The sequence below is a fragment of the Stygiolobus sp. CP850M genome (genome assembly GCF_037389425.1).
Classification (GTDB): domain Archaea; phylum Thermoproteota; class Thermoprotei_A; order Sulfolobales; family Sulfolobaceae; genus Stygiolobus.
Window position 1 is genome coordinate 1 of sequence record NZ_JBBHKR010000024.1, and the last position, 11,685, is coordinate 11,685.

The 11,685-nt window shown below is 35.1% G+C and carries 14 protein-coding genes and 1 pseudogene; 5 read left to right on the forward strand and 10 right to left on the reverse strand.

What is annotated here, in order from left to right; translation table 11 throughout:
- Positions 1 to 116: 116 nt before the first annotated feature.
- The 3 genes and pseudogenes from WIW89_RS01125 to WIW89_RS01135 all read right to left on the reverse strand — a co-directional run.
- Positions 117 to 1,036: pseudogene (locus WIW89_RS01125) on the reverse strand (transposase); the annotation flags it as partial.
- A 65-nt stretch (positions 1,037 to 1,101) separates the two neighbouring features.
- Positions 1,102 to 1,479 (reverse strand): FkbM family methyltransferase, encoded by a 378-nt coding sequence (locus WIW89_RS01130; protein WP_337719445.1) that lies wholly within the window; start codon positions 1,477 to 1,479, stop codon positions 1,102 to 1,104.
- Complete coding sequence (locus WIW89_RS01135; RefSeq protein WP_337719446.1) at positions 1,476 to 1,625, reverse strand: hypothetical protein; 150 nt, start codon at positions 1,623 to 1,625, stop codon at positions 1,476 to 1,478. Before WIW89_RS01135 ends, WIW89_RS01130 begins: the two co-directional genes overlap by 4 nt.
- Positions 1,626 to 1,861: 236 nt before the next feature.
- Between WIW89_RS01135 and WIW89_RS01140 the strand changes: the two genes are divergently transcribed.
- A complete protein-coding gene (locus tag WIW89_RS01140) occupies positions 1,862 to 2,104 on the forward strand; it encodes a VapB-type antitoxin (RefSeq protein ID WP_337719447.1) in 243 nt (80 codons plus the stop codon).
- Between the two features lie 239 nt (positions 2,105 to 2,343).
- On the opposite strand, the gene WIW89_RS01145 is transcribed toward WIW89_RS01140, so the two are convergent.
- The 7 genes from WIW89_RS01145 to WIW89_RS01170 form a co-directional block, all read right to left on the reverse strand.
- Positions 2,344 to 2,502, reverse strand: a complete 159-nt coding sequence (locus WIW89_RS01145) for a DNA/RNA helicase domain-containing protein (RefSeq protein ID WP_337719457.1) — start codon at positions 2,500 to 2,502, stop codon at positions 2,344 to 2,346.
- A gap of 174 nt (positions 2,503 to 2,676) precedes the next feature.
- Positions 2,677 to 2,838: a hypothetical protein gene (locus WIW89_RS01150; protein WP_337719448.1), complete on the reverse strand. Its 162-nt coding sequence runs from the start codon at positions 2,836 to 2,838 to the stop codon at positions 2,677 to 2,679.
- Between the two features lie 396 nt (positions 2,839 to 3,234).
- Positions 3,235 to 3,372, reverse strand: a complete 138-nt coding sequence (locus tag WIW89_RS01155; protein ID WP_337719449.1) for a hypothetical protein — start codon at positions 3,370 to 3,372, stop codon at positions 3,235 to 3,237.
- Between the two features lies 1 nt (position 3,373).
- Positions 3,374 to 3,535 carry a nucleotidyltransferase domain-containing protein gene (locus tag WIW89_RS13575; RefSeq protein WP_443296278.1) on the reverse strand — a complete coding sequence of 54 codons (162 nt, stop codon included), beginning with the start codon at positions 3,533 to 3,535 and terminating at the stop codon, positions 3,374 to 3,376.
- 527 nt (positions 3,536 to 4,062) lie between these two features.
- Positions 4,063 to 4,224, reverse strand: a complete 162-nt coding sequence (locus tag WIW89_RS01160; RefSeq protein ID WP_337719450.1) for a HEPN domain-containing protein — start codon at positions 4,222 to 4,224, stop codon at positions 4,063 to 4,065.
- A 595-nt stretch (positions 4,225 to 4,819) separates the two neighbouring features.
- Positions 4,820 to 5,365: a YdcF family protein gene (locus WIW89_RS01165; RefSeq protein WP_337719451.1), complete on the reverse strand. Its 546-nt coding sequence runs from the start codon at positions 5,363 to 5,365 to the stop codon at positions 4,820 to 4,822.
- An 11-nt stretch (positions 5,366 to 5,376) separates the two neighbouring features.
- Positions 5,377 to 7,308, reverse strand: coding sequence for a hypothetical protein (locus WIW89_RS01170; protein WP_337719452.1), 1,932 nt, complete (start codon positions 7,306 to 7,308; stop codon positions 5,377 to 5,379).
- A gap of 234 nt (positions 7,309 to 7,542) precedes the next feature.
- Here WIW89_RS01170 and WIW89_RS01175 point away from each other — a divergent pair, with 234 nt between their 5' ends.
- From WIW89_RS01175 to WIW89_RS01190, 4 genes are all read left to right on the forward strand, one after another.
- The gene (locus WIW89_RS01175) at positions 7,543 to 8,508 is read left to right on the forward strand and encodes a hypothetical protein (RefSeq protein WP_337719453.1); all 966 of its coding nucleotides are present in this window, start codon (positions 7,543 to 7,545) and stop codon (positions 8,506 to 8,508) included.
- Between the two features lie 5 nt (positions 8,509 to 8,513).
- Positions 8,514 to 10,085 carry a hypothetical protein gene (locus WIW89_RS01180; protein WP_337719454.1) on the forward strand — a complete coding sequence of 524 codons (1,572 nt, stop codon included), beginning with the start codon at positions 8,514 to 8,516 and terminating at the stop codon, positions 10,083 to 10,085.
- Positions 10,070 to 10,519 (forward strand): hypothetical protein, encoded by a 450-nt coding sequence (locus tag WIW89_RS01185; RefSeq protein ID WP_337719455.1) that lies wholly within the window; start codon positions 10,070 to 10,072, stop codon positions 10,517 to 10,519. The genes WIW89_RS01180 and WIW89_RS01185 overlap by 16 nt, the downstream gene beginning before the upstream one ends.
- Positions 10,520 to 10,698: 179 nt before the next feature.
- On the forward strand, positions 10,699 to 11,685 hold a 987-nt coding region (locus WIW89_RS01190), incomplete at its 3' end, for a hypothetical protein (RefSeq protein WP_337719456.1).

Below are 11,685 nucleotides of genomic sequence, written 5' to 3' on the forward strand. Positions count from 1 at the left end.
TAATTCTTTTATTTTTTCCAGATTTATTCAATCCAGAGAATTTTACAATTAATCTAGTGAAAACACTTATTTACACTATAGATTTATTTTTAAGGAGGTGATTTTGGGTCTACCGTCCAGAACGAGGAGTCCTCCAGTCCCAAGGCCTTGACGTCCTTGTGAAGCTCCTCAATCTCCCACCTCATCCTCCAAGCCTCCTCGATCTCCTCCTCGCTGAGCGAGAGGTCGGTCGTGTAGAGATACCTAGCCTGTGTCCCGGAGTCACTTTCCCGGACTAGCAACTTTACTGTAGTCACTCGGTCTCCAAGGGTCAGGTCGGCGTAGTAGACTCCGGGGGTATCCCACTCGGAGGTGTCCCTCCACCTCCTCGAGGGTCCCTTGGACCGACTCGACCCTGAGCTCGGTTGGACTTGAGCTCAGACACCACGTTGTCCTTCACGAGCTTCTCCGACCGGTACCACGAGTCGAAGACTACCTTGGACACGCGGAAGTACCCCTTGAGCACGTCCAACATCTCCCTGGCCAAGTCGATCTTGGTCTTGAACTCGGTGACAATCCCCAAATCTAACATCTTCCTCACGGCGTAGGGGAAGGCTCCCACCATGAACGTCCTGCCCGTGGAGAGGTCCACTATGGCGACCGTGAGGAGTTGAACGCCCTTCTCGAACCTCCGGTGGGCGTGGCAGTATATCCAGTAGTTCCCGTGGGGGCTCACGGTCTTCCCCATGGAGTACTCCTTGTGGTCCACGGTGTCGTCTATGATTACGGCTACCTCACCCTTCACCAACACTGACAGGACCTCCAGCCTCCACGCGTCGTGGAGCTCTCCCAACGCCTCCAGCAGGTTTGCGTAGTCCAACCCGAACGTCTCAGCAGCATTCTTCACGCTGGTCCTCCCACCTAGCAGGGTTATGAGGACTAGCGCCAACCCGACCTTCCTGCTCCTCCCCTTCCTCCTGACCACGCCCAGAACTTGGTTGACCGCCTTGACCAGCTTCTCCTTAGCGTACTCTACCTGTCCCTTTCGGTTTGACATCTTCATCTTTTCAGCGGGACGACGTCTAAAATTAAAGACTTCTCGCTAATACCGACTTCTTGGTATTACCTCCCTAAGATTCCCATAACTGCTGTAATCTTGTCTACTCTATTCAGAGTTTCTGTGCTTCCTTTAAGTACCTCAACTTCTTCGCCTTCAACTTCTATCTTAAGTAGATTAATCTTCTTTAATTTAAGTTTGTCTAATGGGACGGCTTTTACTTTAACCTTTGGTCTTTCGTTGGAATCGTGGTATATTGTCGATGATCCCTGATCTAGTTGAAGTATTAATTCCTCTTCGCTACTCCATAGAGCTGTGTTATATGCCGTTATGTTGTGGAAATTATTGTCTTTGATGTTTTTCATGAGTATGGCAAAAGATTCTGGATTAGGTTCTATTGCTATTACATCCTCACCTACTTTAGCAGCTCTTAATGCATTCACAGATAAGGAATTGAGAGAGAATAGACACCTACTTTAGCTGCTCTTAATGAATAGGAACCTATGTATGCACCTACGTCTACAAAAGTCTCTTTAGGGTTAAATTGAAACCATTCCTTGATGGTGTTTTCACGGTTGAGTAAGACCATCGACAGGTCTAAAAAGCGTAAGGTGATATGGGTTAATAACTTAGCTTATACAGAATAATCTTGCAAGTACTGTATTATTTGTCACTAATTGTACTAATTTTTCAGGGAAAAATATAATTCGCAAAAGACATGTGAAAAACCACAATGAAGAATTCCTTAAAATACTATTTAATATTCCCTCCCCTTCACTTTTTACTAGGGTAAAGTTTATCTTGTTTCTTGAGTAATATCATGGTATGAGGATAGTAACACTTAAGGTAAACGACGAGTATTATGAAATAGCTGAAAAAATGGTAGAGATGGGTATCGCTAGGTCAAGAAATGAAGCATTTAATATTATTATTGCTTACGGAGTGAGTAAGGCTAAAGAAGAATTAAAGAAGAAGGAAAAAATAAAAGAACTAACTGAAAAATGGTTAAAAGAAGGGATACCTTTCGAGCTACCGACTTCTGAAGACTTATTAAGGGAAAGGGAATGAAATATTATATAAACCCTAGTTCTACATTGTCTCTAGTTAACAAGAGATATCTAAACCGCGACGAAACTAATTCAATATACTCCTAAGACTGAGGAGAGGTGATCGAGTAATCTATCAAATTCTTCACAGCATCGGCAGTCTCCTTATCTTCGAAAAACACGTAAACTCCTTTCAACCCTCTGGTTAGCATTATATAATATCTGTTCTTGATGAGTGCTAACGCCTTCTTTTTATCCTTATTAGCAACTACTCCTTAAAGAAAACCTTCCGCCTACGTAGTCAGTTATTGGACCAGGGTTTACTGTCCAACCGTTATTCCTCCATATTAAGTCCCTCCCCCATATGACTCCTACGTAATGTGCATCAAAAACTTGAGCCCGTAAACCGAGGAGCAGTATTTTAACGGGTCAAACTCACCGTTCCAATATCTTGGATACTCAACTCTCTAGTGCATTAGCCATTTAATTTTCAACTCTTCCCCTTTGAATTCTACCCTTTATATAGGTCAAAGCCGCACTGCAAAGGATAGTTTATCCTTATATTCTTTGTGCTCTCCCAGCTTGTCTTGTCCTTTATATCTCCTTCAGGTTCTGTAAAAAAGTATACCACGCTATTTTTCTAGACCCCTCTTTTCTTCTATTTTCCAGCTCATTAAGCATGTCCGTTATGTCGTCGAAAATTATAAAATCAAAATTACCGGGGTTTCCTTTTACTCCTTCTAAAATCCTTTTCATGAAATCTAGGACGATATATTTTAGATCAAATCTACCGGGAACGGGGAGAAGGTCTTGAACGATTATAAGGCATTACGAAACACCTCGTTAACACCGCCGAGTTATATTCATGCTCTTCACAAAGAGAAGTTTCCCTCGATAACTAGAAACCGGGGATGAGGGGAATGATGAGGGTCAGAATCGACCTATGAAAGGTCGCCCGGCAATTTACCTACCCCTCATCCCCAATCCACTCCTACCTTACCAAGATATTAAGCTTTTCTTCTTATTAAATTACTATGATAATCAACAACGAACGTAAGGAAAGTCAGTGAATTCTAACGATAATACTCACGTAAACTGGTTACATAAATGAAGTTCTTCATGACAGTAAAACTTTCTTATCGTCATGTTTTGCTATTTCTCTGACTTTTTCTGGTTTTTCCTAACCATCCCTTCTATCTTCTCCTTTAGATCTAAATCGTCGTAAAGGATTTTATAACCGTAATTATGAGATAGGTGCATGTTATTGTCATTTACTTCACTGGGCTTCAAGCTATCGGGAACGGGTTTGTGTCCTATAATATATTTCTAACATCTTATTCAAAGGGTTTTCACATTCTATGAAGAGTATTATGTCGAAGTCACTGTTAGGTCTATTCATATTGGTACCCCTACTACCGACGAGAACAATCATAGAGGAAGGGTAGAGTTTGATTAACTCAACAACGAATTCTTAAAATTTCAATTCAAACCTCTGATTAACACTTCTCAGAAGATCCTCAACCATTTAAGAACCTCCTCAGCGTTCTTCTTACAATTTTCAGCACCTCCCTATGATAACAAGAGAACATAGCATACCTAGCAGAGATATAGTGGGTGTTTAAGTTCAGGGGTTGGGCTTTCATTGAGGTTTCATGAATTTGTATTCAACCTCTCGTCCTCATTCCCCTTATTTCTCTCCCCATGCTGTCTACGGGAGTTACACCACTCCCTTCAAGGACATAGGGAGCCTCATCGAACACATCCTCCCCCTCACATTGCTCATCGAGTTCACTGTAGGGCTCTCTTCTACATGATAGTATGTAACTACAAAATTTATAAACTTTCACGAGAAGAGCTAGGAATGTTAAATAATATCAAATGACATAAAATTCACGGCTTATCTGAAACTGATGTCAACGGCAAGCTTGTAATACTTCAGGAGGGACTGGTAATCCTATCTTTTTAATCAATTCAGTAAGGTTACGTGAAAATGTGTGTATTCGTCATAGTCTCTAGAATTCCTTTCACAGTCAACTCCACGGACTGGTGAATAGAAAGACTTGATAACCAGTAATAACCTTTAGCTAAGGCGTCCTTAGCTAGCAGAAAGTTCCGTTTGCCCCTCTCAATAAGTTTAGCCATAATTAGATGTCACAAGCTCAGTTATTTAACGTATCTATGTCGTTGACGACTGTTTCCCATAAATGGTAATGTTAACGTCATTTGATATTATTATTTTAACAATCTGGCCCTTTTGATGCTATTAAACAAGCTGAGGCTGTATGCTCATCAAAAGTGAAGGGGTAGGAGAAAAAGGGTGTCGTTAGTTTAGTTGTTTACGCGGTCACGAAAATAATCGTGACGTTATTGGAATAGTTAATTAAATGGAGGCTCTGGTTCCCTCGTCTAGGCACTAATTAAGAGCAGAACTCATGGTTGAAAGGAGGAGCCTTCTAGGAGAGGACTCACGCCCATTCAGTGCATTAAGGTAAGTAAGTAGATGTGCTGGGAATTCGTTGAATTCCATGGCAACATTAGTCAGTAATATGCTTAGAGTTCGAATGAGAGACTTATTACTTAACGTCATAATGATTAAGCGGGGGTTATAAAGAAAAAAGTAGGAGACTTTTCTCTAAATCAAAATCTAACGTTGAATGTGAAGGTGAGTCTAACGCCTAATTTAATGAATCACAAGGTACCTCCCTTAGATCATGAACAAGGTCAATTAGTTACTTATTTAATCGATTCCAAGGTCTTCCATAAGTCCTAGTTCGTAAGCCCTTTTAAGGATTTTATCAAGCGGTTCTCTTATTGTATCAAAGAATGCCTTTATTTCTTCATCATCTTTTCCCTTCAAGTAGTCGTAAAGATATAGAATCTCATCTAAATATTTTTCTTTTAGCAAAGTGAAAGTATCCGGGTTATCTTCGACGCCTATCGCATCTATTTTGTATTCATTACCTAAAAATAACTCGAAAGATTTTACCGCTCTTTTTACATGGAATTTCGACGTAACTATCAATATGCTCCTTGTATTTAGCTTCCTAATTATTTTCTTGGCGTAGAATGCATTGTCTATCGTACTTGAAGAATTACCATCAAAATAGATGTTTTTTATATTTTTGGTCTCTTTTAAGGCTTTTTTATACATTTTTTCATAATCGTCTTTTCCTCCTACTATGATTAAGTATTTTGCTATACCTTGTTTATATAACCTTATTGCTTCATTAATCCTACCCTCGCTTAATTCTCCTCCTCCTAACACGACTATCGCGTCATACATATTTTTCACCTTTAGAATATGAAGATGCCGTGCCTATTCGGTAACATTTCTTGTGCCCTCCCTAGTCTTAACACGATATATATCCAATACCTTAGAAATTCCTTAAGAAATTCCCCTATTTTCTCACAAACTACTTCATCCTTATTACTTAAGCAATTTTCTGTTGTTTCATTATAAAATATATTTTTATTTAATTGTATTTTTAAGTCTTTAATCTCATCAATCGCTATTTTTGTAAAGTCATCAATCCCTGAATATTTTAGTCTTTCGGCTATTTTTTGTACCGCTCTTTTATAGTCAGGGTTGTCATCTACATCTGTTGAATAAAGATAAGCTAAGATTAGTGCGGGTTTAAGGGATAATGCGAGATTACCGACTATTTCTTCTAAGGATCCAAATGGTCTGTTTACTGGTTTATCGCCGGTAATTCCAACATCTGGATTGAAACATCCTCCAATTAGTCTACCCTCAGATACTAAATCACTACAAACACTTGGTAAGCCATGACGATTTAGCTCTCCTTTGTATCTTGACATTATCTTTAAAACATACTTTAAGGTTTCCGCATCGCGTATCACAGCGGACACAATAATGTCTATTTTCTCTTTTTTGAAAGGATCCTTACTATAATAATTGATTAGATCCATAAGTATCGATAATAATGATGCATTTGAAAATGACACATCTAAATTAGAATCGTCTTCTTTAAATTTCTTTAACATGTCGTCTAAGATATCATTTAAATCTTTTTTATCATTTAAATCTTTTTTATCATTTAAATCTTTTTTATCATTTAAATCTTTTTTATCAATATTTAAGTATTGAGTTAAATCGATTTGTAAAGCCCTCTTAACTCTATTCACTACTTTTTCATAGTCACCTAGATCTTTACTATATTTATATACACGTTCAGCGTACTCCTTTATAGTAGGATCTGTAAAGTATTTTTCTACATTTCTGTAAAAATATGTTTCATTCTCTACTAAAGCCCAGGTTGATGGCTCAATAAATACACTAATGATATCCGATATTTTATACTGATCAATAAAATCTATAAGTAGGGATGAAAAGTATTTAATAACTTTTTTATCTTTAGCCAACTCGTCTAAAAACTTATTCATATTGGCTAGAACTTTTTTCGCTTCACCTTCATTTAATCTTTCTCCGATGATGTCAGCTTTGTCTTTTTTTGCAAATTGTTCTCCAACAATTTTCCCTAAGTTTATCTTATCGTAAATTAAACCAGTAAAGCTTATGACATCAATTCTCTCCTTCCATGAAAGTTGGCTGATCAAAATACCAGTCTTCGTTCCTGCCAACTCATACCAGTGTGTATATTCATGAAGTAATGTCTGTATGTAATCAATTAGATCAATTAATTGATAAACGCGATCACTATGAACGTTGAACGATTCAGAGCGTTTTTTCATAATTTTTTCAAATTCTGTCAAATAAATAGAATATCTTGTTTTTTCACTATATTCTTCTACATCACCTTCGTGATTTTCTTTATCATCTAGTTTATAGATTAAATCGGTCATTTGTTTACAATATTCTTCTATGGTTTCTTTCGGCTCTCGTTCAAATAGTGATCCGGCCATGTGTTTACAACATTCGATTATAGTTTCTTTAGGTCCTAGTTTACGAATCGAATTAGCTATGCATTTAGTTACTTCACCATTAATTTTTTCAACATTTTTATACGGAAAAATCTTCGCATCATATACTTCAAGAACATTAATAAAGCGACCCGTCATTACCGCTTTAGCTTCCCCAGCGTATAAACCTATCAATTTGTTATTTACTCTTATTCTACTGAGAGCTTCTAATTTCTCTATAGGGGTTACGTCTATTCTTTTAATGTGTTTGTAAGCCTTAGCTACAGCTATTGCAGCATTACGAAGTAATATCTTTACAAGCCTATTTTCAAATAAATTTGCCATATTTCTTAATTTCAAGTGCTAATATATAAACCTTGTTATAAAGTTAGATAGTCTAATTAGATTAATGAATATAATTAGAGTATTATAGGACGTGCTCTCGATTTCCAGAAGATAGCCGAATAATTAGAAATGTATTAACTTGTTATATAAGTTCACTTAATTATACATTTTTACTTCACTTTATTGAGTCACTAAAGATTTTTAAACTCTTACACTATTTAATATTTGATAAAAATGCGGATACCAATTACTGGAAATAATAAGGCTGATAGTAGTTACGAAACACCATTTGATGTTGTTAAAAGATCAGTAGCGGTAATAGGATATAGAGGTGCAGGCAAGACAACTTTCATGGGCTTACTTGCTATACATATAGACTATTTAGCCAGTATCGATAACAAGATAACATACATTTTTAACCCGGGCGTATACGATTTTCCACTCCCGGAATGGGATGAAATTTTGGAGAAGATAAGGAACGGCGAACCTTTACCACCTACTGACGTTACGAAAAAGCCTTATGTTGGAAGACTCGTTGTTAGGTATCCTAAATTACTAGGTAGTGGAGAAGTTAATATACCTATTGTGGATTTAGCAGGTGAATTATATCAGCCAATTATGGACTTCACTTTCAACTCTAAGAGTAAAGACTTTGACTATAAAAAATGGAATGAGAATTTAATACGAAGATTAGAAAGCCTTGGAATAACTAAAGACGATTTACGAAATATATACGGTTTTATTTTCAATGCTAAAGCTTATTTAATTATAATAAACCTGGAGCATGCTTTATCAACGATTTCTAAAAATAATGCATCTAACGATAATGCTGATATCAAATCATTATTAGGAAGATATTTTACTGTTGTGACCAATCTTGTTAACTATAGAAAAGAACAAAAAGATCTACCTCATGTCGGAATCGTTTTGACACATTATGACAAAGTTAGGGAATACATTGAAGGGACTTTTGGATTTAACGTATGGGGTAATTATAATGACAGAATAAGACTTATGAATTACACGAGGTCTGAAATACTAAAACAGCTAAGGAATTTAAGAGAAGACGTTCCGATATTTATAACCTACTATGAAAAACCATCAGTGCCTATACATGCTCCTACTGGGCTCAGATTGCCTGATTATCCGCAAAAGGAATACGATGAGATCTTCAATTGGATTAAAGAAGTACTAAAGTGATTAATATGGGTGATATAATAGTTAAAGGTCACATAATAAGTTCTTATTATAATGGAATATATGTAAAATATTATCCTGACGATAAAAGAGATTATCTGAAAAAAATATGGCTAGAGGAGGGAATTAATAAAGTCTTTTCTTTCTCACCTTGGTCCAATAACAATATAGTAATAACTGGCTATTCGCAATACTTTAATGAAAAAGAGGCTTATATAGCATACGGTGAGGATAGAATAATCGAAGGAAGACCTTATGTGCATCTCCATGTATTGGTATTAGATATGGATGAATATAAAAAAGCAAATTATAATATATTTAACACAGATGTAAAATTTATATCATATGAAAATTTCAGAAAAAACGAAATAAGTTTGCAACGGGAATTAAGAGTCAACCAAGGAATAATGAACAGTCCCCATAACGATGTAGATAACATACTCAATAATTGGCTCAATGGTAATAGAACTTTTTACTCAAATGATCCGACAAATTTAATTAAAGCTTTAGCTAGAAGAATAGGAGGAAATTTCACATATGTAACGAATTTATCCCCAAAAGACCCAAGTATATTTGATATAATTGTTTATAGAGGTAGAGGAACTGACCATGTACCCAATTATCAATCGAAGCAATTAATAATGGATTATGTAGAAAAAACAAAATCTACTGAAAAAATATTTAAATTTGTTAATATCTATCAATTTTTGAAAAGCCTTAATATTGAAATGAAAGACGGGAAAAGTTATCAAGAGGCACTAATAGAATTCATAAAAAAACATTGCCATCACCTTGAGCCTTCAGGACTATATTATAAGCTAGAAGCTGTATTTGGTGAAAAGGCAATAGAAATATTCAATCATACATTAAAGAATTGCCCTAACTCCTATGTATCTATAAATGACCCTTACTTTATACAAGCAATATCTAAAATAGAACACTATCCAGATCAGCCATTACGCAATATAATTGAAAATATAAAAAAGCAAGAGAAAGAAAGGGAACGGAACTATTACTTACAAAATTCAAATGGAGATTATAAGGGAGCTTATGAAAAACTATCCCAAAACTACCGATCTCTTCTTGAAATAATCGATACTAATTCACTGAAAGAAACAATTCCTTATCTAACAAAAGAGGAACGCAAAAAGCTAATAGTTGAATACCTTAAAAAATCTTATCTTAATCTTTTCGATAAAAGTGAAATTAAAGAGGTAATTAAGGAAACGATTAGAAATAAAGACGGTCTATTAATCATAGGCCCTCATATTCACGATTATTTAGATAGAAATACCAAGTGCTTTAATCTCCTTATACAATGGATTGAGAATAATAAAGTTGAAGACGCTTACGTATATAAAGACAAGATCAAACACGCTTTTAGCGATTTACTGAATACAAAGAAAGGTAAAATTAAACAACATGTAGATTTAAGTGATCTAGCGCTTAAGAATAAAGAAGTAATTGGTAAGATCGAGATATTATCAAACTATTTAGAGGAAGAGGATAGAAAATATATTCAAAATGAACTGAAGAGAATTAAAAAAGGAAAAAGTGATAAAAAATGGAAAAAATATTAATAATATTAAAAATATCTTTATTATCTATTATTTTAATATTATTTATAATATTATTTTCATTTATATATAATTTTTATTTATCACTTAGCTATTCTTCTTTTTCCATTCTAATGATAACTTCAATACTGTTACAATTTACGACTTTAATTTCAATACTATATGCAATTATAATTGCAATATATGTTTACAGACATTTGGAAGGCATTATACATGGCAGTATATTTACTATCTTACCATTAATTAATGGAATTAAACCACTTGCCTGGTTTGTTATAATTGAAGGCATTTTGCTAATTGTAATAGGTGTTTTTACAAGGAATTTAATTCCATCCATCATTTTATTAATTGGAGGAGCTGTCGTATTATTGATATTACGTTATTTAAGAAAACGTTCAACCTTTAAACTTCGTAGGCCAGACTTCATGTCGCATTAACTAAGTAATAATCAAAGTATTTAGTCTTCTACGTTATTAGAGAAACTAACAACTAGTCTCGTGTGTAATTATGGTGTAATTGAATAATTCTACAATTAATTGGAGTTACTATTATTTACTATTTGTTCGAATTACATGAAGAGTAAACTTTATTAATTATATTAGTTATACTATGACACATGAGTAAGGCTATAAACTTTATAATTTTAATTTTAGTCTTAACGTCTTTAATACCTGTAAACTATTCTTTAGCTTACAATATTTCGAGTGATCCTCGACTTTTATTCTGGCTAGTACCTTGGGGTCCGTCTAATGGTACTTATGAAAACCTATTACCATATCTACAGAATTTAGTTGTTGGTATAGTTTTTCCTTTTAACACTTACAATTTAGGAAATGAAAACGTTTCACTGCAGCAAGCGTTAAATTATGGAAACAATGAATATTGGATCTCCGAACAGTTATCTAAACTTGATATGCTCTACAACTCCTCCAACTTGTTGTTCATTAACTTCTTCCTAACTACTAATAACTGGAGAGGGTATTTAACGAGTGTTACACCTGCTCAAATGGTCTTGCTTGAATACACACTTCATAAGATAGCTGCTGTTACAAATGGTGGACAAAAGTTAGTCGTAGGAATCTCAGAGATGAACAATTTAAACAATTATGGTTATTACGAAGTGTATTCAGCAATACAGCAGATACTACCTAACGCTAAATTATTCTATTACACAGATCTGGGCCAAAGCGTAAGTTCAGTGGAAAGTGTCTTCCAATATTTACAATCTAATGGAATAACACTAAACTACATAGGATATGATGTATACCCCTATCCTTCATACAACTACGCGAATGGTGTAGTTTGCATACCAAGTAATTACGTTAACCAAATTTCAGATCTAGAAAATTTTGCGAACCAACAAGGTATTAGTTTCTTTATAGGTGAAATAGGTTTTCGTGACGGTGATGTTCAAGGCTATAATAATCCTGCTTCAACAACATATATTGATTTTAATCCCCCAGCAGGGTATCAGGACACCATAAACTATTACGAGGACGTAATATCTCAATTAAATTCTATGGGTATAAACTTCATAGGCATCTGGAATTATAATGGTTGGAACGGTGACCCATTTGGGCTCTGGAATAATCCGTATTTCAAT